The 22,862-nt window shown below is 72.0% G+C and carries 25 protein-coding genes and 1 riboswitch; of the genes, 14 read left to right on the forward strand and 11 right to left on the reverse strand.

From position 1 onward, the window contains the following. Window positions 1-88: 88 nt before the first annotated feature. Window positions 89-232, reverse strand: a riboswitch (cobalamin riboswitch). Between the two features lie 130 nt (window positions 233-362). The 3 genes from OHN19_RS33605 to OHN19_RS33615 form a co-directional block, all read right to left on the reverse strand. After that, a complete protein-coding gene (locus OHN19_RS33605) occupies window positions 363-584 on the reverse strand; it encodes a hypothetical protein (protein WP_053852521.1) in 222 nt (73 codons plus the stop codon). Between the two features lie 26 nt (window positions 585-610). Continuing rightward, complete coding sequence (locus OHN19_RS33610; protein WP_330267807.1) at window positions 611-1,849, reverse strand: inorganic phosphate transporter; 1,239 nt, start codon at window positions 1,847-1,849, stop codon at window positions 611-613. A 153-nt stretch (window positions 1,850-2,002) separates the two neighbouring features. Next, complete coding sequence (locus tag OHN19_RS33615) at window positions 2,003-2,752, reverse strand: lysozyme (RefSeq protein ID WP_330267808.1); 750 nt, start codon at window positions 2,750-2,752, stop codon at window positions 2,003-2,005. A gap of 189 nt (window positions 2,753-2,941) precedes the next feature. Between OHN19_RS33615 and OHN19_RS33620 the strand changes: the two genes are divergently transcribed. From OHN19_RS33620 to OHN19_RS33630, 3 genes are all read left to right on the forward strand, one after another. Then, window positions 2,942-3,646 carry a class II aldolase/adducin family protein gene (locus OHN19_RS33620; RefSeq protein WP_330267809.1) on the forward strand — a complete coding sequence of 235 codons (705 nt, stop codon included), beginning with the start codon at window positions 2,942-2,944 and terminating at the stop codon, window positions 3,644-3,646. 525 nt (window positions 3,647-4,171) lie between these two features. Continuing rightward, a complete protein-coding gene (locus tag OHN19_RS33625; RefSeq protein ID WP_330267810.1) occupies window positions 4,172-5,356 on the forward strand; it encodes an alpha/beta hydrolase in 1,185 nt (394 codons plus the stop codon). 355 nt (window positions 5,357-5,711) lie between these two features. Then, a complete protein-coding gene (locus OHN19_RS33630; protein WP_330267811.1) occupies window positions 5,712-7,115 on the forward strand; it encodes a hypothetical protein in 1,404 nt (467 codons plus the stop codon). Between the two features lies 1 nt (window position 7,116). Here the strand turns inward: OHN19_RS33630 and OHN19_RS33635 are convergent, their stop codons facing one another. After that, window positions 7,117-7,530 (reverse strand): VOC family protein, encoded by a 414-nt coding sequence (locus OHN19_RS33635; protein WP_330267812.1) that lies wholly within the window; start codon window positions 7,528-7,530, stop codon window positions 7,117-7,119. A 97-nt stretch (window positions 7,531-7,627) separates the two neighbouring features. Next, window positions 7,628-8,518 (reverse strand): neutral zinc metallopeptidase, encoded by an 891-nt coding sequence (locus tag OHN19_RS33640; protein WP_330267813.1) that lies wholly within the window; start codon window positions 8,516-8,518, stop codon window positions 7,628-7,630. Window positions 8,519-8,780: 262 nt separating this feature from the next. Between OHN19_RS33640 and OHN19_RS33645 the strand changes: the two genes are divergently transcribed. From OHN19_RS33645 to OHN19_RS33655, 3 genes are all read left to right on the forward strand, one after another. Continuing rightward, window positions 8,781-10,379, forward strand: a complete 1,599-nt coding sequence (locus OHN19_RS33645) for an ABC-F family ATP-binding cassette domain-containing protein (protein WP_053849807.1) — start codon at window positions 8,781-8,783, stop codon at window positions 10,377-10,379. Window positions 10,380-10,729: 350 nt separating this feature from the next. Then, on the forward strand, window positions 10,730-10,951 hold the full coding sequence (locus OHN19_RS33650; RefSeq protein ID WP_004002281.1) for a helix-turn-helix domain-containing protein: 222 nt from the start codon (window positions 10,730-10,732) through the stop codon (window positions 10,949-10,951). Window positions 10,952-11,067: 116 nt separating this feature from the next. Continuing rightward, on the forward strand, window positions 11,068-11,880 hold the full coding sequence (locus tag OHN19_RS33655; protein ID WP_330267814.1) for an enoyl-CoA hydratase/isomerase family protein: 813 nt from the start codon (window positions 11,068-11,070) through the stop codon (window positions 11,878-11,880). On the opposite strand, the gene OHN19_RS33660 is transcribed toward OHN19_RS33655, so the two are convergent. Beyond that, window positions 11,877-12,581 carry a nucleopolyhedrovirus P10 family protein gene (locus OHN19_RS33660; RefSeq protein ID WP_330267815.1) on the reverse strand — a complete coding sequence of 235 codons (705 nt, stop codon included), beginning with the start codon at window positions 12,579-12,581 and terminating at the stop codon, window positions 11,877-11,879. The two genes, OHN19_RS33655 and OHN19_RS33660, sit on opposite strands and share 4 nt — an antisense overlap. 86 nt (window positions 12,582-12,667) lie before the next feature. Between OHN19_RS33660 and OHN19_RS33665 the strand changes: the two genes are divergently transcribed. From OHN19_RS33665 to amaP, 5 genes are read left to right on the forward strand one after another with little or no spacing between them, the layout of a single operon-like run. Continuing rightward, entirely contained in the window at window positions 12,668-13,126 is a 459-nt protein-coding gene (locus tag OHN19_RS33665; protein ID WP_330267816.1) for an Asp23/Gls24 family envelope stress response protein, read from the forward strand. A 37-nt stretch (window positions 13,127-13,163) separates the two neighbouring features. Further along, the gene (locus OHN19_RS33670; RefSeq protein WP_123759874.1) at window positions 13,164-13,349 is read left to right on the forward strand and encodes a hypothetical protein; all 186 of its coding nucleotides are present in this window, start codon (window positions 13,164-13,166) and stop codon (window positions 13,347-13,349) included. Next, the gene (locus OHN19_RS33675) at window positions 13,346-13,753 is read left to right on the forward strand and encodes a hypothetical protein (RefSeq protein WP_330267817.1); all 408 of its coding nucleotides are present in this window, start codon (window positions 13,346-13,348) and stop codon (window positions 13,751-13,753) included. The genes OHN19_RS33670 and OHN19_RS33675 overlap by 4 nt, the downstream gene beginning before the upstream one ends. Further along, complete coding sequence (locus OHN19_RS33680; RefSeq protein WP_330267818.1) at window positions 13,750-14,436, forward strand: DUF6286 domain-containing protein; 687 nt, start codon at window positions 13,750-13,752, stop codon at window positions 14,434-14,436. The genes OHN19_RS33675 and OHN19_RS33680 overlap by 4 nt, the downstream gene beginning before the upstream one ends. Before the next feature lie 5 nt (window positions 14,437-14,441). After that, complete coding sequence (gene amaP, locus OHN19_RS33685) at window positions 14,442-15,020, forward strand: alkaline shock response membrane anchor protein AmaP (protein WP_330267819.1); 579 nt, start codon at window positions 14,442-14,444, stop codon at window positions 15,018-15,020. A 51-nt stretch (window positions 15,021-15,071) separates the two neighbouring features. Here amaP and OHN19_RS33690 read toward each other — a convergent pair whose 3' ends face one another. From OHN19_RS33690 to OHN19_RS33710, 5 genes are all read right to left on the reverse strand, one after another. Further along, on the reverse strand, window positions 15,072-15,827 hold the full coding sequence (locus tag OHN19_RS33690; RefSeq protein WP_330267820.1) for an SDR family oxidoreductase: 756 nt from the start codon (window positions 15,825-15,827) through the stop codon (window positions 15,072-15,074). Between the two features lie 5 nt (window positions 15,828-15,832). Further along, entirely contained in the window at window positions 15,833-17,614 is a 1,782-nt protein-coding gene (locus OHN19_RS33695; protein ID WP_330269770.1) for a glycoside hydrolase family 15 protein, read from the reverse strand. Between the two features lie 63 nt (window positions 17,615-17,677). After that, window positions 17,678-17,959 carry a hypothetical protein gene (locus tag OHN19_RS33700; RefSeq protein WP_123988308.1) on the reverse strand — a complete coding sequence of 94 codons (282 nt, stop codon included), beginning with the start codon at window positions 17,957-17,959 and terminating at the stop codon, window positions 17,678-17,680. After that, window positions 17,956-18,516 carry a sigma-70 family RNA polymerase sigma factor gene (locus OHN19_RS33705; RefSeq protein WP_330267821.1) on the reverse strand — a complete coding sequence of 187 codons (561 nt, stop codon included), beginning with the start codon at window positions 18,514-18,516 and terminating at the stop codon, window positions 17,956-17,958. Before OHN19_RS33705 ends, OHN19_RS33700 begins: the two co-directional genes overlap by 4 nt. Beyond that, window positions 18,513-20,045, reverse strand: coding sequence for a sodium:solute symporter family protein (locus tag OHN19_RS33710; RefSeq protein ID WP_330267822.1), 1,533 nt, complete (start codon window positions 20,043-20,045; stop codon window positions 18,513-18,515). The genes OHN19_RS33705 and OHN19_RS33710 overlap by 4 nt, the downstream gene beginning before the upstream one ends. Before the next feature lie 189 nt (window positions 20,046-20,234). Here OHN19_RS33710 and OHN19_RS33715 point away from each other — a divergent pair, with 189 nt between their 5' ends. The 3 genes from OHN19_RS33715 (at window position 20,235) to OHN19_RS33725 (ending at window position 22,861) form a co-directional block, all read left to right on the forward strand. Beyond that, on the forward strand, window positions 20,235-20,450 hold the full coding sequence (locus tag OHN19_RS33715; protein WP_057618211.1) for a DUF3311 domain-containing protein: 216 nt from the start codon (window positions 20,235-20,237) through the stop codon (window positions 20,448-20,450). Window positions 20,451-20,570: 120 nt separating this feature from the next. Then, window positions 20,571-22,670: a carbon starvation CstA family protein gene (locus OHN19_RS33720; protein WP_330267823.1), complete on the forward strand. Its 2,100-nt coding sequence runs from the start codon at window positions 20,571-20,573 to the stop codon at window positions 22,668-22,670. Continuing rightward, on the forward strand, window positions 22,667-22,861 hold the full coding sequence (locus OHN19_RS33725; protein WP_330267824.1) for a YbdD/YjiX family protein: 195 nt from the start codon (window positions 22,667-22,669) through the stop codon (window positions 22,859-22,861). Before OHN19_RS33720 ends, OHN19_RS33725 begins: the two co-directional genes overlap by 4 nt. The last annotated feature ends 1 nt before the right edge of the window (window position 22,862 follow it).

Raw genomic sequence — 22,862 nt, forward strand, 5'->3', positions numbered from 1 at the left:
CGATCGCGGGGTCGTTCAAGTGCCTGATACCGCAGGTGGATCGGCAGGCGAGCATCGCGTCATGTCCTCACTCAGGGTGTCCACGCCCTGGTTCGACGAGTCCGGCGGCGAGAGTTCCTGGCTCCCGGGGGTGTCTACCCCGGTGACAGTGGCGGGACCGCGCCGGATTCGCACCGGCTTCCTCTTCTGCCGCCGTATATGGCTCCGGCAGTCCACCACGGGCCTTCGAGACCCGTCAACTTGCTGTTGACCTGCGACGGGGGAGTGTGCAGAACCCCACACCACCGCTCATGCAAGACGGCCGGGCGGGCACGGAAACCGAGGTTCCGTGCCCGCCCGGCCGTCGAGTGACGGACGTGCCGTCAGGCCACGATGAGATAGATCCCGTACGCCACCGCCGCCGCGCAGGCCGCGAAGCAGGCGTAGGCGCCGGTGACCGCGAGAGCGGCCGAGCCGCCCTGGGCGGTGGCCCGCTCCTGGCGGGAGAGGCCCATGATGCCGAGGGTGAACAGGGCCACGAGGCCCACGGTGACGACGAGGCTGACGCCGAAGACGGAGCCGAGGGCTTCCCAGTCGATCTGCATGGTGAGGCTTCCTTAGTACCGGGGGCTCAGACGGCGGCCGGCGGGGCGGCCGGTTCCGTGGTGGCGGGCGGGGCCGGGATCGTGGCCGTGAGGTCCTCGGTCACGGTGCCCGCGGGCGGCGGGGTCACGGCGGCGATCGCCTGGGTCACCACACCGGCCGGCTCGTCGGTCTCGTTGACGTTGGACGCGTCCACGACCTCGCGCCGCGAGACCTTCCAGATCGCCGCGCTGGAGGCGACGAGGAAGACCGCCACGACCGCCGTGCCCCAGTCACCGAGGTCGGTGACCGACTCGGCCAGGGCGCCCACCAGGGCCGCCGCCGGCAGCGTCAGCCCCCAGGCCACGAACATCCGGGTGGCCGTGGACCACCGCACGACCCCGCCCTTGCGGCCGAGGCCCGCGCCCATCACCGAACCGGAGACGGAGTGCGTGGTGGAGAGGGAGAAACCGAGGTGGGAGGAGGCCAGGATGACCGTGGCCGCGCTGGTCTGGGCGGCGAAGCCCTGCTGCGGCTGGAGGTCGGTCAGGCCCTTGCCCATCGTGCGGATGATGCGCCAGCCGCCGAGGTAGGTGCCGAGCGCGATGGCGAGGCCCGCCGAGAGGATGACCCAGGTGGGCGGGTCCGAGTCGGGGGCGACGGCACCGCCGGCGACCAGGGCGAGGGTGATGATGCCCATCGTCTTCTGCGCGTCGTTGGTGCCGTGGGCCAGCGAGACCAGTCCGGCCGAGGCGATCTGGCCGGTGCGGTAGCCCTTCGCGGCGGCCTTGCCGTCGGCCTTCTTCCCCAGCGAGTAGGAGAGCCGGGTGGCCAGCATGGCGGCGACGCCCGCGACGATCGGGGCCGCGACCGCCGGGATCAGGACCTTGGTGACCAGCGCGTCGCCGTGCACCGCGCCGAAGCCCGCCGAGGCGATGGTGGCGCCGATCAGACCGCCCATGAGGGCGTGCGAGGAACTGGAGGGCAGGCCCACCAGCCAGGTCAGGAGGTTCCAGAGGATCGCGCCGACCAACGCGGCGAAGATGACCTCGGGACGGATGCCGGTCTCGTCGACGAGACCCTTGGAGATCGTGTTGGCGACCTCCACGGAGAGGAAGGCGCCCACAAGGTTCAGCACGGCGGACATGGCCACCGCGACCTTGGGCTTGAGTGCACCGGTCGAGATGGTGGTGGCCATCGCGTTGGCGGTGTCGTGGAAACCGTTCGTGAAATCGAACGCGAGTGCGGTTACGACCACAATCGCGAGGATCAGCGAGAAGTTTTCCATTTACCCAGGCAATCGTTCGAGGTCATTGGCTCGTTGAAGGTAGGTAACCTGAGTGAACGGAAGATGAACTGAGGCGGGCCGCACGGTGACCGGAATCTCAGGCATTTGCCCGGCCGAACCCCGCGGCCCCCGCCCGACCCACGCGCCCCAGGGCTACGACCCCCTGGCGAACCGCTTCAGCTGACGCGCCGACCCGTTGAAGAGATTCTGGTCACCCGGCAGGCTGCCGCTGTTGTCGTACTGCCAGATGGTCCAGTACGACCACCCGCCGGGCAGCGCCCCCACGCCCGCCGCGTTGTAGCGGGCCACCCACAGCGCGTGGTCCGAGGCGAAGGCGCCGCTGCCGCCCGTGCACGTGTTCCACCAGTGGGCGGTCGTGTAGATCACCGGACGCCGCCCCGTCAGCCGCTTCACCTCGTCGCTGAACGCCTTGATCCAGCCGACCATCCTCGCCTTGCCGAGGCCGTAGCACTTGCGCTTCTTGTCGTACGGGTTGTATTCGATGTCGAGCGCGGGCGGCAGCGTCCAGCCGTCCGCGGACCAGGCACCCCCGTTGCGCACGAAGTACGCGGCCTGCGCCGTGCCCGACGACTTGTCCGGCAGCGCGAAGTGGTACGCCCCGCGGGCGAGGCCCGCCTCCCGCGCCCCGTCGTACTGCTGGGCGAAGTGCGGACTGCGGTAGTTCGTCGACTCGGTCGCCTTGACGTAGACGAACCGGGCCCCCTTGGCCCTGGCCTTCTGCCAGTCGACGTTCTTCTGATGCGAAGAGACGTCGTGCCCCTTGGGCAGCCCCGCCGCCGAGGCCGGCGCCCCGGCGAGCGCCACGCCCCCCACGGTGAGCGCGGCCACGCACAGGGCCAGGGCGCGGGTTCGGTGACGGGCAGCCTTGCGATCACGGGCCATGTGTCCCCCCGGAATGGCGTCGCGCACGACAAAGCCCAGAGGCTACTGGAAGATCCCCACATCGCGGACGATCTCCGGCCAAGACGTGAGAGAGGGGCGCGTATACAGAAATGCGCCCTTCTGGAAGCCCCGCCTCCGCCTGCCCCCGGCCCCTACGCGGCTGGGCACCCCTGCTGGCAGGATCAGGGCATGGCTGAGGAACAGCGGGATCCGGGGGACGCAGGGGTTGTCCGACCTGGGAGCGGCGCACGCCCCGACGAGGCGCGGGCCTGGGCCGAGTTGGTCGACACGGCCCGCCGGACGGTCTCCGACGGCCTGGTCGTCGGTACCTCCGGCAACGTCTCGGTACGCGTCGGGAACACCGTCCTCGTCACACCGTCGGGCGTCCCCTACGACCGCCTCACCCCGGCCGACGTGACGGGCGTCGACCTGGACGGCCACCAGGTCCTCGGCACCCTGGTCCCCACCAGCGAACTCCCCATGCACCTCGCCGTCTACCGCAGCACCGACGCCCGCGCGATCGTCCACACCCACGCCGTGCACGCCACGGCCGTCTCCACGCTCGTCCCCGAACTCCCCGCCATCCACTACATGACCGGCGCCCTCGGCGGCCCCGTCCGGGTCGCCCCCTACGCCACCTACGGCACCGACGAGTTGGCCGAGAACATGCTCCGAGCCCTCACCGACCGCTCCGCCTGCCTCCTCCAGAACCACGGCACGATCGCCTACGGCACGAGCCTGTCCCAGGCATTCGACCGCACGGCCCAACTGGAATGGATGTCCCACCTCTGGCTGACGGCCCGCGCGGTACCGGGCCTGACCCCCCATCTCCTGACGGAGGAACAGGTGGCGGAGGCGGGGGAGCGGTTGCGGGGGTATGGCCAGCGCGCCTGAGGGGGTGCCGGGTGCTGTGGTCGGGCGGGTGCGGGTGCGTTGTGGCTTGTCGCGCAGTTCCCCGCGCCCCTAGGGGGTTGCAGTTGGCCTGCGCCATGACGGGACCGTCAGCCGCCTACGCCCGCCGCCGCGGACCGTTGGCCGCCCGTGCCCGCCGGCGCGGACCGTTGGCCGCCCCCGTCCGCCCCCATGCACCGTTCGCCGCGTACGGCGCGCAGGGGACGGGGTGGGGGGTGTCCGCCCGCAGCGGCCGGCGTCCGGAACCGGGCCCCGTGTGAGTGACCGAGCCGCCGGACCGAGGACGGATACCCCCCACCCCGGCACCGACCCACCCACCGGGCCGGACGCGCTACGCACAGCCCCACCGGACAGCAAGAGGCCGCCGCAGGCCTCCAGGGGCGCGGGACTGTGTCGATATGCGGCTCCGCCGCGTGGGCGCAAAACGCCCGCCCCCACCACGCCGCACCGACACCGAAGGCCCCCGCCCACTGGCCCCACCCCCCTCCCCCCGCGACACTGAATCACGTGCGCAGTGTCAAACCGACGGCCGCCGCCGTCACCACAGCCCTCGCCGCAGCAGCCGCAGCCGCCGCCGGCATCGTCGCCGGCAGAATCGCCAGCGACGCCGGACTCAAGGCGCCCCCCGGCCGCCCCCTGCCCGGTGAACCAAGGCTCACCGTGCACTCCACCGCGGCCGGCCGCATCGCCCTTACCAGAGACCTCCCCGCCCTCCGCCCCGGCACCTACGGCCTCGAAGGCGACGCCGCACACGCCGTCATCGGCCCCGTCCTCACCACGGAGCCCCACTCCGCCGACACCGTCGTCCGCCGCCTGGAACGGGTCACCCACGGCACCCTGCAACCCGGCGACAAGGTCTGGCTCACCCCGAACACCCACGTCGGCGACCCGCGGTCCGCCCTCGGCCTCGACCACGCCGACGTCGACATCCCCGGCGAACTCGGCCCCCTGCCCGCCTGGTTCGTGCCCGGCGGCCGGAACACCTGGGTCATCGCGGTCCACGGCCTCGGCCCGACCCGCGAACACGCCCTGAACGTGCTGGAGTTCCTGCACCACCACCGTTTCCCGGTCCTCGCCCCCGCCTACCGCGGCGACGACGGCGCCCCCCGCCCGCCCGACGGCCTCCACCACTTCGGCGAGACCGAGTGGCACGACCTGGACGCGGCGATGCGCTACGCCGTCGATCACGGCGCCCGTCAACTCGTCCTGCACGGCTGGTCCACCGGCGCCACGATGGCCCTGCGCGCCGCCGCCCGCTCCGGTCTGCGCCACCGCGTCAAGGGACTCGTCCTGGACTCCCCGGTGCTCAGCTGGGAGCGCACCCTGCGCGCGCTCGCCGCGGCCCGCCACACCCCCGGCGTCCTGCTCCCGCTCGCGGTCCGCGCCGCCCAGGGCCGCACCGGACTGCCCAGCGACCACGCCGGGCTGTACGCCGACCGCACGGTCCCGCACGCCGAGCACCAGGACCGGACCGATGCCATGGGCCCGGCGGAGCCCCCGCCCCCCACCCTGATCTTCCACGGCCCGGACGACACGATCGCCCCCTGGGACCTCTCCCGCCGCCTCGCTGCCACCCACCCCGACCGGATCACCCTCCACACGGTCCACCAGGCCCCCCACGCCGCCATGTGGAACGCCGACCCGAGCGCCTACGAGGAAGCCCTCCGCCGCTTCCTCACCCCCCTGATGTGAGCGCCGCCCCGCTCCGTTCCGACCCCCCACTCGCTACCCCCGGCCCCACCTCACTCCCGCCCCCAGCCCAACCGAGCTCCAGCACCCGGTGCGGTACGTCGCTGAGGGCCGATCCGCCCCCTCCCACTTCGTCCCGACCCCGCCCGCTCCACCCCCGTCCCCGCTCCACCCCACGCCCTCCCACCCCCGCCCCGCGCCCCGCTCCCACCCCCGGCCCCACCCGTTCCGTTTAAGCCCGTACCACTGGCCTGATCTCGGCGTATACCCCTCCGCGGGGCCCCGCCGTTGGCCATCCCCGTCGCCCGCGGTGACATTCCGTTTGGGTTTTCGGACCGTCAACCGGAAGACTGCACCCGTGACGTCCCGTATCCCGCGCGACTCCAGGCTTCGACTCGTCCGCCCGCGACCCCTGGCCGCCGCCCCCACAGCCGTGAACCAGCGGCGCCCTCGCCGCCCCGCGCCCCGCCCCCCGGAGGGCACCCCGGCCCCCGCGGAACTGGCCAGAATGGCGCGCTCCGGCCTCGCCGACGCGGCCCGCCTCGCCCACTGGGCCGACCACGCGCTACGGCCCGGCGGCGACAGCGCGAGCGACGGCAAGGGCACGCTCTCCGACGAGACAGCCGAACGCGCGGCCGCGGACCTCGGACTGACCGCGGCTCAGATCCGCGCCCACTGGGACACCGCCCGCCTCGCCGGCCTGGTCGAGGTGCACGGGGACCGGGCCCGCCCGGGCTGGCGACTGCGCGCCTGGGACCGGGACGACAGCGCCGTGCTGCGCGGCTGGGTCGCCCTCTTCGACGCCTGGTCGCTCGCCTCCCCGGAACCCACCGGCCATGAGCCCGCCGCCGTCGCCGAGGTCGTCTCGGCCATGCCCCAGGTGCTCTCCTTCCTCCAGTTGTCCGCCGGACCCGTCCCCGTGGAGCAGCTCCTGGACCTCTTGGAGCAGCGCGTCACCGAACTGCGCACCGAGCGCTGCGAGATCCCCTACGGCCCCCAGCCGGAGCCCGTGGCGGAGCCCGAGGCGCCGGAGCCCCAGGACGCCCCGCTCGCCCCCCTCCTCGACTGGGCCCTGGGCGCCCTCGCCTCCGTGGGCGCCCTGACCTACGGCGACGGCCAGGCCACCCTCACCCCGCTCGGCAGCTGGGCGGTGTGGGTCAAGCTGGAGCAGATCTGCGTGGCCGCGCAGAGCCCCGCCGGCAACATCGAGGTCGCCGCCGACGAGATGCTCCGCGGCTGCGCCCAGCTGCGCCCCAACGCGGCCCGCGCCGAGTACCGCGCCTGGCTCGCCGCCCGCCCCGTCGGCAGCGCCGTCACCGAGCTGCTCGGCGCCGCCCGCGGTGACGACGCCCTGCTGCGCGGCCTCGCCTTCGAGGCGCTGCGGGTCGTCGGCGCCCCCGCCGAGCCCGACGTCCGCTCGGTGGCCGACGAGCCAACCCTGCGGCCGTACGCCCTGCTGTGGCTGGCCGAGCACGACGGTATCGACCCGGAGGACGCCCACGAGGTGCTCACCCGGGAGGAGGCCACCTGGCTGTGGGTCGACACGGCTGCCGCCGTCGCGGACCACGGCGAGGCCCCGATGCTGGTGCGGCACCTGGAGTCCGCCGTGCAGCCGACCGTCCCCCAACTCCTCGACGAGGTCCGGGCCGTGGGCCACCCGCGCACCGTGCAGGTCCTGGTCGCCCTCGCCGCCGCCCATCCCGACCCGGCCCTCGCCAAGGCCGTCCGCCGCGCCGCCTTCCAGGTGCACACCGGAGGGTGAGTCAGGCGGGTATCTCCGGAGCGTAGGTACCGAAGCTCCAGACATTGCCCTCGGCGTCCCGGGCCATGTAGTCCCGGGAGCCGTAGTCCTGGTCCGTCGGGGGCATCAGGATCTCCGCGCCGTGCTCCACGGCGCGGCGGTGGTGTGCGTCGACGTCGTCCACGACGACGTACACCCCGGTCGTGCCCGCCTCTTTCATCGCCGCGTCGAAGAGGCCGCCGCGGCCCTTCGAGCCGAGCATCACCGCGCCGTTGCCCTGCACCAGTTCGGCGTGCATCACCATGCCGTCCTCGCCCTCGTACACCGACGACTCGGTGAACCCGAACACCTCCGTCAGCTGTTTGATCGCCGCCTTCGCGTCGGCGTACAGCAGGGTCGGGTAGATGCTCGGACGCGTGCCGCTCGTTCCCGTCATGCCGATCACTCCCTCGTGAGCCGAGTGCCGTGGTCCCCTCTGCGAAACAGTCTTGCAGCGACCACTGACAATCGCCTGTGACCAGGCAGGACGCCGCTCAGCGGAAGGTGTCGCAGCGGGCCGTGTCGCCCGACTCGTAGCCCTGCCGAAACCACTGCTGCCGCTGCGCGGCCGACCCGTGCGTCCACGACTCCGGCGTCACCCGCCCCTGGAACCGCTCCTGGATCCGGTCGTCGCCCACGGCCGCCGCCGCGTCCAGGCCGTCGGTGATGTCCGCGTCGGTCAGGTTCGTGATGAGCGGCCGTCCCGTCGACTCGTCCTTCGTCGTGGTCGCGTGCCGTGCCCACACGCCCGCGTAGCAGTCCGCCTGGAGCTCCACCCGCACCGCGTTGCTGCCGGCGCCCGTGCGCCCGTCCTGCGACCGGCTCAGCGTGCCCGTCAGGTCCTGCACGTGGTGCCCGTACTCGTGGGCCACCACGTACGCCTGCGCGAACGGCCCGCCCGTGGCCCCGAACTTCGAGCGCAGCTCGTCGAAGAACCCGAGGTCCAGATAGACCTTCCGGTCACCCGGGCAGTAGAACGGCCCGACCGCCGAGCTCGCCGAGCCGCACGCGGTGCCGACCCGCTCGCTGAAGAAGACCGTGGGGGAGCGGTCGTAGGAGGCGCCGCGCCGGGTGAACTCCTGGTCCCAGTAGTCCTGGACGCTGTTGACCACCGCCACCATGCGGCAGTCGTCGCGGGTGTTCGCGTCCTGCCCGGTGCGGCACTCCCGCTCGACCTGCGCGAGCCCGGAGGCCGTGGCGGCGGGCTGTCCGCCGCCGTCGGTGAGGCCGAGCTGGTCCGGGCCGACGCCCAGGAAGAGACCGAGGAGCAGGACGATCAGCCCGCCGATGCCACCGCCGATGGTCGCCCTCCCGCCGGGGATGCGGCTGCCGCGCACATCCTGCACCTCGGAGGTGTCCAGCCTGGCGTCGTCGTCGAACTGCATGCCACCGCCCTCTGCGCGCACCGGCCCCCGCAGGGCATCCTCGCCCGGCGGCCCCTCTCCGACCTCGGCCACTCACCCGAACGGGGGACCGCGACGGGACCGACCGGATACCCGGAGCGAGACCAACCGAACACCCGAACCCAGAAAAAGTGCTTGCACGGCCCCGTTAGACTTGGCCTCATGGCCATTCTCCTCGCGCATTAGACGGCGGGAACGTCCTCAGCCGCCCACCCGCCACACAACCCGCCCCTGGAGTCTGTCCGTGATCTCCGCCTCCGGTATCGAGCTGCGCGCCGGCGCCCGAGTCCTCATCGAGTCCGCCACCTTCCGAGTCGCCAAGGGCGACCGCATCGGTCTGGTCGGTCGCAACGGCGCGGGGAAGACCACCCTGACCAAGTGCCTCGCCGGCGAGGGCATCCCGGCCGCGGGCCAGATCACCCGCTCCGGCGAGGTCGGCTACCTCCCCCAGGACCCCCGCACCGGCGACCTCGACGTGCTCGCCCGCGACCGCATCCTCTCCGCGCGCGGCCTCGACGTCCTGCTGAAGAAGATGCGGGACAACGAGCAGCGGATCGCGAACGGCCAGGGCGCCACCCGCGAGAAGGCCCTCAGGCAGTACGAGCGCCAGGAGACGGAGTTCCTCACCAAGGGCGGGTACGCCGCCGAGGCCGAGGCCGCCACCATCGCCGCCGCGCTGAACCTCCCCGACCGGGTGCTCGGTCAGCCCCTGCACACCCTCTCCGGTGGTCAGCGCCGCCGTATCGAGCTGGCCAGGATCCTCTTCTCCGACGCCGACACCCTGCTCCTCGACGAGCCCACCAACCACCTCGACGCGGACTCGATCGTCTGGCTGCGCGACTACCTGAAGACCTACCGCGGCGGCTTCATCGTGATCTCCCACGACGTCGACCTGGTCGAGACGGTCGTCAACAAGGTGTTCTACCTGGACGCCAACCGCGCCCAGATCGACGTCTACAACATGGGCTGGAAGCTCTACCAGCAGCAGCGCGAGGCCGACGAGAAGCGCCGGAAGCGCGAGCGGCAGAACGCCGAGAAGAAGGCCGCGGCCCTGCACTCGCAGGCCGACAAGATGCGCGCCAAGGCCACCAAGACGGTCGCGGCGCAGAACATGGCCCGCCGCGCCGACAAGCTCCTGTCCGGCCTGGAGGCGGTGCGCCAGCAGGACAAGGTCGCCAAGCTGCGCTTCCCCGAGCCCGCGCCCTGCGGCAAGACCCCGCTGATGGCGGAGGGCCTGTCGAAGTCGTACGGCTCGCTGGAGATCTTCACCGACGTCGACCTGGCCATCGACAAGGGCTCTCGCGTGGTCATCCTGGGCCTCAACGGCGCGGGCAAGACGACCCTGCTGCGCCTGCTGGCCGGCACAGAGCAGCCCGACACCGGCGCGGTCGTGCCCGGTCACGGCCTCAAGCTCGGCTACTACGCCCAGGAGCACGAGACTCTCGACCCGGAGCGCACGGTCCTGGAGAACATGCGCTCGGCGGCCCCCGACCTCGACCTCGTCGAGGTGCGCAAGACGCTCGGCTCCTTCCTGTTCTCCGGCGACGACGTCGACAAGCCGGCCGGAGTCCTCTCCGGCGGCGAGAAGACCCGCCTCGCTCTCGCCACCCTGGTTGTCTCCTCGGCCAACGTCCTGCTCCTCGACGAGCCCACCAACAACCTCGACCCGGCCAGCCGCGAGGAGATCCTCGGCGCGCTGCGGACCTACAAGGGCGCGGTCGTCCTGGTCACCCACGACGAGGGCGCCGTCGAGGCGCTCCAGCCGGAGCGGATCATCCTGCTGCCGGACGGCGTCGAGGACCTGTGGGGCGCCGACTACGCGGACCTCGTCGCCCTCGCGTAGGTCAGCGCCGCTTGATCGAAAGCGTGATCCACGGCGTATGGATCATTCGGCCTACCGGTGATCCATCATCTGTGTGAGATCTCCTCGTACCGAAGTGTGTCCTACATCCATTTCGCGGCCGAGCCCTTCATCGACAAGGGCTCGGCCGCTGCGCGTCTCTGACCTGGAGCTTCACAAAAGAACCCGTTCGGCGGTACGAACGTGCCTGGGTGGAATCACAGATTCCGTATGTGGGGACTCGCTCCTGTCGTCAAAACCCTGTCTTACGGACCTTGCCGAATGGGTGGCCATGAACGCCCGGAGGGGTGATCATGAGGAGACCAGAGCGCACTTCCCATGAGGAGGCACGGGTGGCCGAGACTCTGAAGAAGGGCAGCCGGGTGACCGGCGCCGCGCGCGACAAGCTCGCGGCAGACCTGAAGAAGAAGTACGACTCCGGTGCGAGCATTCGGGCGCTGGCCGAGGAAACCGGCCGCTCGTATGGCTTCGTACACCGGATGCTCAGCGAATCGGGCGTCACGCTTCGTGGGCGTGGCGGAGCGACGCGGGGCAAGAAGGCCGCATCGTCCTGAACCGGGCGGCCCATCGGCTTCGATGGTGACCACCCGGTCGGTCGACCGAGCGACCGGGTGGTTACTGTGCAGTCACTTAGCATCGCTCTGCTGACCGCACGCATCGGAGGCGCCCTATGGCCACGTCCAGCCAGGACGGCCAGGAATCAGTTCCCCTGCTCGACAAGGACGGCGTACGGCTCACCGTCGAGGACACCCTCGCCACGGTGACGCTGACCAACCCGGCCAAGCGCAACGCCCAGAGCCCCGCTCTGTGGCGTGCCCTTGCCGAGGCCGGCCGGCTGCTGCCGGGCTCCGTCCGGGTCGTGGTCCTGCGTGGTGAGGGCAAGTCCTTCTCCGCCGGGCTCGACCGGCAGATGTTCACGCCCGAAGGGATTGAGGGCGAGCCGTCGTTCATCGACCTCGCCCGCAGTGGCGACGCCGAACTCGACGCTGCCATCGCGGACTTCCAGGAGGGCTTCACCTGGTGGCGGCGCAGTGACGTCGTGTCCATCGCCGCCGTACAGGGGCACGCCATCGGGGCGGGCTTCCAGCTGGCCCTCGCCTGTGACCTGCGCGTCGTCGCCCACGACGTGCAGTTCGCCATGCGCGAGACCGCCCTCGGCCTGGTCCCCGACCTCACCGGCACCCACCCCTTGGTGGGCCTCGTCGGCTACGCCCGGGCGCTGGAGATCTGCGCCACCGGGCGCTTCGTCACGGCCGAGGAAGCGGTGAGCACCGGCCTGGCCAACATCGCCGTACCCCTCGACCAGCTCGACGGCGCGGTGCACGACCTGGCGGCCGCACTCCTCGCCGCCCCCCGCGACGCGGTCATCGAGACCAAGGCGCTGCTGCGCGGCGCCCAGGACCGCACCTACGACGAGCAGCGCGCCGCCGAACGAGCAGCCCAGACCCGCCGACTGCGGGACCTGGCCGGCGTCGGCGACTAACCCGTCACGGCCGTCACCAGCACGGCCACCGTCGGGTGATCGGGCAATGCCCGCTCCACCTCCGCGCGGACCGCTCGGGCCACGTCCAGTGCCCGGCGGTCCACCGCCAGCTCGACCCGGACATGGCGGCGCGGCAGAGCACCCTCGGACTCCCGCTCGGTGATCTGCACGGGCCGTCCCAGCAAGCCGGTCAGTCCGGCCACCCCGGACACCGCCAGCGCGGCCTCACCCGCCCGGCCCTCGTCACCGGAGCCGGCCGGCTCCACCGAGCGGGGCTCCTCCGGCTGCCGTGCCCGAGGCGGCTCCTCGTCGAACAGACCCGTCACCCGCAGGTCCACCTCACCGATCTCCAGCCCCAGTGCCCCGGTCGCCGTCCGGGCCAGCGCCGAGCGCAGCCGCTCCGCCGTCACCGGCACCGGCTGCGACAGCGCGGCCTCGACATCCGCCGTGAGCCGCAGCGGACCGGGCGGCAACGCGCTCGGCGGTGGCGGTACAACGGGTTCGCGGGCGTCCGCCGGATCGGCGAGGCCGATGCGCACCCCGCCCAGCCGTACGTCCCGCAGCCCTTCCACGGCGGCCCGCAGCACCGCCGCGGCCGCCTCCTCGGAGACCCACGCTCCGTCGCGCGGCCCACCCAGGGGCAGCAGCCTGCCCAGCCCGAGCTGATGCCGCACCGTCCGTGCCCACTGCTCCGCCGTCATTGCTCCAGCCTGCCGCATCTCCGGCGCGAGATCCCGCCGGCGCACATACCGTGGTCGGAGGAGGACCACCGGAAGGGGTGACGACGATGACCGACATGACACAGAGCACCGAGGCGGAGCCGCAGCTGCGCAAGGCCACCAGGCGCGGCGGCGGGGACCCGGCGACCCGGGGCCGGACCACCATCGCCGACGGGGTCGTGGAGAAGATCGCGGGGCTCGCGGCCCGTGACGTCCTCGGCGTGCACGCCATGGGCAGCGGACTGAGCCGCACCTTCGGCGCCGTGCGCGACCGGGTGCCCGGCGGCTCCAAGTCCGTGACCCGCGGGGTCAAGGCCGAGGTCGGCGAGGTGCAGACCGCGCTCGACCTGGAGATCGTCGTCGACTACGGCGTCTCGATCGCGGACGTGGCCAAGGCCGTCCGGGAGAACGTCGTGGCCGCTGTCGAACGGATGACCGGCCTGGAGGTCGTCGAGGTCAACATCGCGGTGAGCGATGTGAAGCTGCCCGACGAGGAGGACGAGGAGCCGGAACCCCGGATCCAGTAGTCACACCACACCTTGAGGGACCTTTAGGGAGCGCACGATGAGCATGGCCGTGGTCGGCATGATCGCCGGCATGGCGCTGGGCTTCGCGGGGTATTTCGGCGGATTCGGTGCCTTTCTGCTGGTGGCGGCGCTGGGCGCCATCGGTTTCGTGGTCGGCCGGTTCCTGGAGGGGGACCTGGAGGTCGGCGACTTCTTCCGCAGCCGTGACGACCGGCGGCGATGACGCCTGTGAACAGCGAGACCGGCGAGGCGGGCGAGACGGACGAGCTTCGCAGACCCCTGACCGCCACCACCGTGGCACCGGGCGAGCGGGGCGCGACCCGTATCGCCGACCGGGTGGTCGCGAAGATCGCGGGACAGGCGGCCCGCGAGGCGCTCGGAGCCCTCCCCGCCGAGGCCGAACCCCCGTACGCCACCGTCGTCGTCCACCACGGCCTGGCCCGCGTCCGCATGCACCTGGAACTCGACTACCCCTGCGACATCGGGACGCGTTGCCGAGAGGTGCGTCATCAAGTGGTCGAGCGGGTAGTCGCGTTGGTGGGCATGGAGGTGTCGGAGGTCGCCGTCCAGGTGGAGCGGCTGCATCCGGCACAGGCGCACGGCGTGGCACAGGGGAGGACGCGATGAGCGAGCCCCAGGGCTCCGAGGGCACCACACAACGACTGCCGGTCATCGAACGGGCGGCCGAACCGGACGAGCGCGGCCAGTCCGCGTCGGCCGCCGCGTACGGACCACCACCGGTGCAGGAGGGCGCGACGGGCGGCACCGAACGCCGCTTCTGGTCGGCGCGCAGAGTCCCGGCGGGCATTGTCGCGCTGCTGCTCCTGCTGGTCGCGGGCGTCTTCCTCTACGACATCGCAGCCGTCCGGGCCAACCGGCCGGCCATGCACTGGCGCCGCGAACTCGCCCGGCAGCTCGCCGAACGCCCCCTGAACGACACCTGGGTCCTGGTCGGCGCGGGCGTCGCCGCGGCCCTCGGCCTGTGGCTGATCCTCCTGGCCGTGACCCCCGGCCTGCGCGCGGTCCTCCCGATGCACCGCACCCACCCCGACGTCCGCGCCGGCCTCCACCGCGACGCGGCCGCCATGGTCCTGCGCGACCGGGCCATGGAGGTGGCCGGAGTGCAGTCCGTACGGGTCCGCACGCGCCGGAAGAAGGCCGACGTCCGCGCGGTCTCCCACTTCCGCGAACTGGACGACGTACGCGCCGACCTGGACGTGGCCCTGACCGAGGCGATCAGGGGACTGGGCCTGTCCCGGCCTCCCGCCCTGTCGGTGCACGTGGCGCGCACGACCAGGAAGAAGGGCTGAGAGCGATGCGCAGGACCGTCAACCGCGTACTGATCGGCCTGGTCGGGCTGGTGCTGCTCGTGCTGGGCGGCTCGGTGCTCGCCGTCGGCCTCGGCGTGAAGCCGCCCTCCTGGTGGATCCACGACGGCAGGAACGACGTGCTGCTGAGCGACGCCGAACGCACCCGCTGGGACGGCGAGGGCTGGTGGTGGCCGACGGTCATCGCGGCACTGGCCCTCGTGGTCCTCCTGACCCTGTGGTGGCTGACGGCGGTCCTCCGCAGGCGCCGGCTCACGGAGGTCCGGGTCGACACGGGCGACGGCGAGGGCGCGCTGCTGAGGGGACGGGCGCTGGAGGGCGTACTCGAAGGCGAGGCCGCCGAGTTGGACGGCGTCCACCGGGCCCACGCCCACCTGACGGGCCGCCCGGACGCCCCCGAGACCCGCGTACGCCTCCAACTGGAGCCCCACGCGGACCCGGGGACAACCCTGAACCACCTGACGACAGAGGCACTGACCCACGCCCGCAACTCAGCGGGGCTGGAGTCACTCCCGGCCGAGGTAAGGATGACCGGCGTGAAGCACAAAGCAGAAAGGGTCAGTTAAGGGCATTTAGGGGCGCGGGGAACTGCGCGATCAACCCCCACCGGCCCGCAGCTAAAACCCATGCCGCATCCCCCCATCAACCGGCAACATGATGCCGGTCAAATAGGAAGCAGCCGGCGACAGCAAAAACGCCGACACCCGCCCGAACTCCTCCGGCGTCCCATACCGCCGCAACGGAATCCGGGACTCGTTCGCAGCCCGAGTGGCCTCAGGATCCGCCGACATCCCGTCCAGCTCCCGCACACGATCCGTGTCGATACGCGACGGCAGCAACCCGACGACCCGAATCCCCCGCGGCCCCAACTCGTCCGCGAGCGACTTCGCGAACCCGGCAAGACCGGGCCGCAGTCCGTTCGAAATGGTCAGTCCCGGAATCGGCTCGTGCACCGACCCGGACAGCACGAACCCGATGACACCCCCCTCCTCCAACTCCGCCGCGGCCGCACGGGCCAACCGGACGGCACCCAGGAACACCGACTCGAACGCGTTCTCCCACTGCTCGTCCGTGTTGTCCGCGACAAAGCCGGGCGCGGGCCCGCCCACGCTGATCAGCACTCCGTCGAAGCCGCCGAAGTTCTCCCGCGCCACCGCGATCAACCGCTCCGCCGCCGCGGGATCGGCGTTGTCGACGCCCACCCCCACCGCGTTCGGCCCCAGCTCCGCCGCCGCGGCCGACGCACGCGACTCGTCCCGCCCGGTCACCACGACCTTCGCCCCGTCCGCGACCAGCGCACGCGCGGCCGCGTTGCCGAGCCCACGGGTCGCTCCGGTGACGACGTACACACGGTCCTTCAGCCCAAGATCCATGACCCCTATCCTGCCTCCTCGCCCCCGAAGAGGGTGAGGGCGGTGTTCACCAGTCCGATGTGACTGAACGCCTGCGGGAAGTTCCCGAGCTGCGCTCCGGCCACCGGGTCGTACTCCTCGGACAGCAGCCCCACGTCGTTGGCCAGCCCCAGCAGCCGTTCGAACAGGTCCCGCGCCTCCTTCCTGCGGCCCGTCATGTGCAGCGCGTCGGCGAGCCAGAACGAGCACACCAGGAAGGTCCCCTCGCCGCCGGGCAGCCCGTCCACCGGGGTCTCCTCGGCGCTGTACCGCCGTACGAATCCGCCGTGCTCCAGCTCCGCCCGGACCGCGTCGATGGTGCCGACGACCCGGGGGTCGTCGGCGGGCAGGAAGCCGACGCGGGGGATCAGCAGCAGGGACGCGTCGAGTTCGCGGGAGCCGTAGTACTGGGTGAAGGTGTTGCGTGCGGGGTCGTAGCCCTTCTCGCAGACCTCGCGGTGGACCTCCTCGCGCAGTGCGCGCCAGCCGTCCAGGTCGCCGGTCAGATTCGGGAACGCCTCCAGGGCACGCACCGCGCGGTCGGCGGCGACCCACACCATGACCTTCGAGTGGACGAAGTCGCGGCGGCCGCCGCGCACCTCCCAGATCCCCTCGTCCGGCTGCCGCCAGGAGGAGCGGAGGAAGTCCAGCAGCACGCTCTGCAAGGACCACATGTGGGGGATGGCGGGCAGTCCGGCCCGCCGGGCCAGCGACAGCGAGTCCATGACCTCGCCGTACACGTCCAGCTGGAGCTGTTTCACGGCCTCGTTGCCGATGCGGACCGGCCGGGAGCCGCCGAAGCCGGACAGCCACGGCAGTTCGAACTCGGGCAGCCGCCGCTCGCCCGCGACGCCGTACATGATCTGGAGGTCCGCCGGGTCGCCGGCGACCGCGCGCAGCAGCCAGTTCCGCCAGGCCTCGGCCTCCTCCAGGTAGCCGCACTGCACCAGGACGGCCAGGGTGAGGGTGGAGTCGCGCAGCCAGCAGTAGCGGTAGTCCCAGTTGCGCACCCCGCCCATCTCCTCCGGCAGCGAGGTGGTGGCCGCGGCCACGATGCCGCCGGTCGGGCGGTAGGTGAGCGCCTTGAGGGTGATCAGGGAGCGGATGACGGCGTCCCGGTGCGGGCCGTCGTAGCGGCAGCGCGCCGACCACTGCTGCCAGTCGGCCACGCTGCTCTCCAGCGTCTCGAACGGGTCGGTCAGCGGCGGGCGCGGTTCGTGCGAGGGGTGCCAGGTGAGGACGAAGGCGACCTTCTCGCCCTCCTCGACGGTGAACTCCGAGTGCGTCGCGAGGTGTTCGCCCCAGGTGCGCACCGGGGGCACGCTGCGCAGCCACGTCGAGTCGGGCCCCGCGATCGCCACCCGCTGCTCGTCGACCCGGCGGACCCAGGGCACGATCGAGCCGTACTCGAAGCGCAGCCGGAGCGTGCTGCGCACGGTGACCCGGCCGCGCAGCCCTTCCACGACCCGTACGAGGTCGGGGGCGACATCGCGCTGCGGCATCAGGTCGGTGACCCGCACTGCGCCCTCGTCGGTCTCCCACTCGGTGTCCAGGACGAGGGTGCCGGGACGGTAGCCGCGCCTGGTGCACCGGTCCGCGCCCTCCGGGGCGATCCGCCAGTGGCCGTTCTCCTCGTCGCCGAGCAGCCGCGCGAAGCAGGCCGCCGAGTCGAAGCGGGGCAGGCACAGCCAGTCCACGGAGCCGTCCGTGCCGATCAGGGCGGCGGTCTGTTCGTCGCCGACGAGGGCGTAGTCCTCGATACGGGGGATCCGGTGAGCCGGTGGGGTTCGGGGGTGCACGCAGTGCGGTTTCCCTGCTGGTCGCGGGGGCAATCAGGGGTGCGGCCGGGGGAGTGACGCGGCTGTCCCGGAGAAGATCACCCCCGAGTGCGCCGGTGTCTGGTTCAGCACCCACAGCCCGATCAGCGTCGCCAGCGCGAACACGACGGCGATGAGGACGGTGAGGACGAGCCGACGGCGGCGTTCGCGGCGCAGCCACTCGCCGCGTGCCGTGCGATAGGCGTCGGGGGCCGCGTGCACCCCGCCCGCCAGTGCGGCGAGGGCCTCCTGGAGTTCCTGCGCGGTGCGCGACTCGGTCGCGTCTCGGTGTGTCATCGCCTGGCCTCCATCGCCTGGGTCAGGGCGGCCAGGCCGCGTGCCGTGTGGGTCTTGACGGAGCCGCTGGAGATCCCCATCGCGGAGGCGATCTCGCCCTCCTTCAGGCCGAGCCAGTGCCGCAGCACCAGTGCTTCGCGCTGCCGGGCGGGCAGCTGCTGGAGCGCGTCGATGAGGACGCGCTGGTCGTCGTGGAGGAGCGCGGTGCTCTCCGCGGAGGCCACCAGTTCGGTCGGCGGCGCCTCGACGTGCTTGCGGGCCACCTGGAGGTGCCGTATCCGCATCCGGGTCAGGTTGCAGACGGTGGAGCGCAGATAGGCCTCCGCCGCCTCGGTGTCCCGCAGCCGCCGCCACTTCCGGTAGATCTGGTAGTAGGCCTCGGCGACCACGTTCTCCGGGTCGTCGGCGCCGAGCAGCACGGCCAGCCGGAGCATCGACGCGTAGTGCAGCTCGAACAGCCGGGCCACCCCGGCCTCGCGCTCCAGCTCGGCCGGATCGGCCGCGGCGGGCGCGAGCGGGACGGGTACGGCGGTGCCGTGTCTCAGATGCTGTCTCACGGGTTGTTCGCTCCCGTCTCGGGGCGCCGCCTGACGGTCAGGCGCGACGGTAGGTCGGTCAGGTCGGCGCCGCGCGGGACGCCGAGCCGTTCGAGGGCCGCGGTCCCGGCCAGGGCGACGGTCAGGTTCAGCAGCAGGGCGACGAGACCGGCGTAGATCTGGAAGGGCCCCGCGCCGATCGACGAGAACCCCTCGCGCACGACGAGGAAGGTGCCGGCCAGCATCCCCACCGCCCACCCCGCGAGCAGCGCCCGCGGATGCAGCCGCCCGGTGAACAGGCCCACGGCGACGGCCGGGAAGATCTGCAGGATCCAGACCCCGCCGAGGAGCTGGAGGTTGATCGCGTCCTGGTCGCGCAGCCCGAACACGAAGGCGACCGCGCCGACCTTGGCCGTCAGCGACACCGCCTTGGCGATCCGCACCTGCCGCTTGGGCGTGGCGGTCGGGTGCACGTACTCGACGTACACATTGCGGACGAAGCTGGTGGCCGCCGCGATCGACATCACCGCCGCCGGGACCAGCGCCCCCACGGTGATCGCGCCGAACACCAGCCCGGCCAGCGGCCCCGGCATCAGCCGGTCCACCAGCATCGGTACGGCCGTCTCGGCGCCGCCCTCCGGCGCCCGCACCCCGGCCGCGAGCGCCGCGACGCCCAGGAACCCGAAGAGCGCGAGCAGCCCCGTCCAGGCGGGCAGGGCCACGGCCACCTTGCGCAGGGTGCGCGGACTGTCGGCGGCGAAACCGGCGGTCAGGACGTGCGGGTACATCAGCAGGGCGAGCGCGGAGCCGAGGGCGAGGGTGGCGTAGGCGGGCTGCTGCTCGGGGGAGAGGAGCAGGGCGGGGCCGCCGAGGCGTTCGGCGGCGCCGTCGAACACCGCGCCCGGTCCGCCGAGCCGTTCCAGGACCAGCCACGTCACGGCGGTGAGCGAGACGAAGACCGCGACCGCCTTGAGCGCGGAGATCACGGTGGGCGCCCGCAGCCCGTGCCGGTAGGTGGCCACCGCGAGCCCCGCGAACAGCGCCACCATCACCAGATCACCGGTCGCGCCCTTCGGATACACGCCACCCGCGGTCAGCACGGCCCTTATCCCGAGCAGCTGGAGCGCCAGGTACGGCATCGTCGCCAGGATCCCGGTCAGCGCGACCACCAGGGCCAGCGGCGCCGAGCCGTAGCGGCCGCGCACGAAGTCGGCGGCGGTGATGTAGCCGTGCCGGCGGGCCACCTCGCCCAGGCGGCTGAGCAGCACGAACGCGATCGGGCACACGATCACCGTGTACGGCACCGCGAAGAAGGCGGCCGCGCCGTTGCCGTACGCCAGTCCCGGTACGGCCGTGAAGGTGTACGCGGTGAAGATCGTGCCGCCCAGCAGCAGCCAGGTCCACACCGGGCCGAGGCTCCGGTCCGCCAGCGCCCAGCCCTCCAGGGACGGCAGCCGGTCGCTGGGGCGCAGCCGGCGCGCGGTCACGGCGAGCAGCGACGCCCCGCCGATCACGGCGAGGAACGTCGCGGTCATGGCGCCGTCGGCCATGGTCACCGTCCTTGGTGTGCCCCGGGTGTGTGCGCGGGGATGGCTGTGCCCTCGCGCATTAGTTGCGCTCACCGCCGGTTCGGATGACGGACATCGGCGGGAAATCTCCCCGGAATTCGCTGTCAACCGTCCGCGGGAGGTGGGCAACTCTTGCACAGACCCACAGCGAAGGGGAGAGGAGCGCAGGTCATGGCACGGACCGGTCATCACCGGCTACGGCGCGTCGCGATCGCCGTACTGCTGCTCGCCCCCGCCGCGGGACTGCTGTGGGTCCCGATGTACGCCGGTGCGGAGCCGCGCCTCGCGGGCACGCCGTTCTTCTACTGGTACCAGCTCGCCTGGGTGCCGGGGTGCGGTCTGTGCCTGCTGGCCGCGTACGCGCTGACGGACCGACATCGTCGCTGAGCCCTTCCGACCCTGCACCGTCCGATCCTGCACCGTCTGATCTTGCACCGCTCTTGGTGAGGAGCCGCCATGCCCGAAACCGTCCTTCAGCCTGCCCTCGAGGCGCCTGAAAAATCACGAATGTCACCCCGCTCGATCCTCCTGTGGGCCCTCGTCGCGCTGCTCGGCGCGGTCGCCTGGGGCGTGCTCGCACTGGCCAGGGGCGAGAAGATCTCCGCGGTCTGGCTGGTCGTCGCCGCGCTCGGCTCGTATGCGATCGCCTACCGCTTCTACTCCCGCTTCATCGCCCGCCGCGTCCTGAAGCCGGACGACCGCCGCGCCACCCCGGCCGAACGCCTGGAGGACGGCGTCGACTTCCACCCCACCGACAAGCGGGTCCTGCTCGGTCACCACTTCGCGGCGATCGCGGGCGCCGGACCGCTGGTCGGCCCGGTCCTCGCGGCCCAGATGGGCTACCTGCCCGGCACCCTGTGGATCGTCGCCGGAGTGATCTTCGCGGGCGCGGTCCAGGACATGGTGGTCCTCTTCCTGTCCATGCGCAGGGACGGCAAGTCGCTCGGGCAGATGGCCCGGGACGAGATCGGCAGGGCGGGCGGCGCGGCGGCCCTGATCGCGGTGTTCGCCATCATGATCATCCTGCTGGGCGTGCTGGCCCTGGTCGTGGTCAACGCCCTCGCCCACTCCCCGTGGGGCACCTTCTCGGTCGCGATGACCATCCCGATCGCCCTGTTCATGGGCTTCTGGCTGCACCGCATCCGCCCGGGCCGGGTCGTGGAGACCAGCTTCATCGGGGTCGCGCTGCTCCTCCTCGCGATCGTCGGCGGCAGCTGGGTCCAGAACTCCTCGCTGGCCTCGACCTTCACCCTCAGCCCCACGACCCTGGTCTTCTGCCTGGTCGGCTACGGCTTCGTGGCGTCCGTCCTCCCGGTCTGGATGCTCCTGGCCCCGCGCGACTACCTCTCCACCTTCATGAAGATCGGCACCATCGCCCTGCTCGCGGTGGGCGTCGTGGTCGCCGCTCCGGTGCTGCGCGCGGACGCGGTGAGCGACTTCGCCCGCTCGGGTGCCGGGCCGGTGTTCGCCGGGTCCCTCTTCCCCTTCCTGTTCATCACCATCGCCTGCGGCGCGCTCTCCGGCTTCCACGCCCTGGTGTCCTCCGGTACGACACCGAAGCTGATCCAGAAGGAGTCGCAGGTCCGCATGATCGGCTACGGCGCCATGCTGATGGAGTCCTTCGTCGCGATCATGGCGCTCATCGCGGCGGCGACCCTGGAGCCGGGCCTGTACTACGCGATGAACGCACCCGCGGGCCTGCTCGGCGCCACGGCGGAGTCGGCGTCCCATGCGGTGGCCGGCCTCGGCTTCACCATCACCCCCGACCAGCTGACCCAGGCCGCCAAGGCCGTCGAGGAACAGACCCTGATCGCCCGCTCCGGCGGCGCCCCGACCCTCGCGGTCGGCATGTCGGAGATCTTCTCCGGGGTGTTCGGCGGTACGGCCATGAAGGCCTTCTGGTACCACTTCGCGATCATGTTCGAGGCGCTGTTCATCCTGACCACGGTGGACGCGGGCACCCGGGTCGGCCGCTTCATGCTCCAGGACATGCTCGGCAACGTGTGGAAGCCGGTCGGCCGGGTCAACTGGAAGCCCGGCATCTGGCTGTGCAGCGGACTGGTCGTCGCGGCCTGGGGCTACTTCCTCTACACCGGCGCCACCGACCCGCTCGGCGGGATCAACCAGCTCTTCCCGCTCTTCGGCATCGCGAACCAGCTGCTCGCCGCGATCGCGCTGGCCGTGTGCACGACGGTCCTCGTCAAGTCCGGCAAGCTCCGCTGGGCCTGGGTGACCGGGGTGCCGCTGGCCTGGGTGGTCGCGATCACCTTCACCGCGGGCTGGCAGAAGATCTTCTCCGACGACCCCCGGGTCGGGTTCTTCGCCCAGCGCACCAAGTACGCGGACGGCATCGACGCGGGCCAGGTCCTCGCACCGGCCAAGTCCCTGGACGACATGCACACGGTCGTGACCAACTCCACGGTCGACGGGGTGCTGATCGCGGTGTTCCTGGTGCTGGTCGCGGTGGTGATCGTCAACGCGGGGGTGGTGTGCGTGCGGGCGGTCCGGGCGGCGGGGGCGTTGCCGACGACCGAGGCGCCGTACGTCGAGTCGCGGATCGGTGTCCCCGGGCAGGCCGGTGAGGAGCTGGTGGGAGTGCGCTCATGACCGCGACCGCCCGGCGCTGGGCTCGGGGAGTCCGGTGGTACCTGCGGGAACTGACGGGGGAGGCGGAGTACGACCGCTACCGCGAGCGGCATCTGCGCCACCATCCCCTCGCTCCGGTACCGACCCGGCGGGAGTACGAGGTGCTGCGCACGCGGCATCGGGAGGCCCGTCCGCAGGGGCGGTGCTGTTGAG

The sequence above is a fragment of the Streptomyces griseorubiginosus genome (genome assembly GCF_036345115.1).
Classification (GTDB): domain Bacteria; phylum Actinomycetota; class Actinomycetes; order Streptomycetales; family Streptomycetaceae; genus Streptomyces; species Streptomyces griseorubiginosus_C.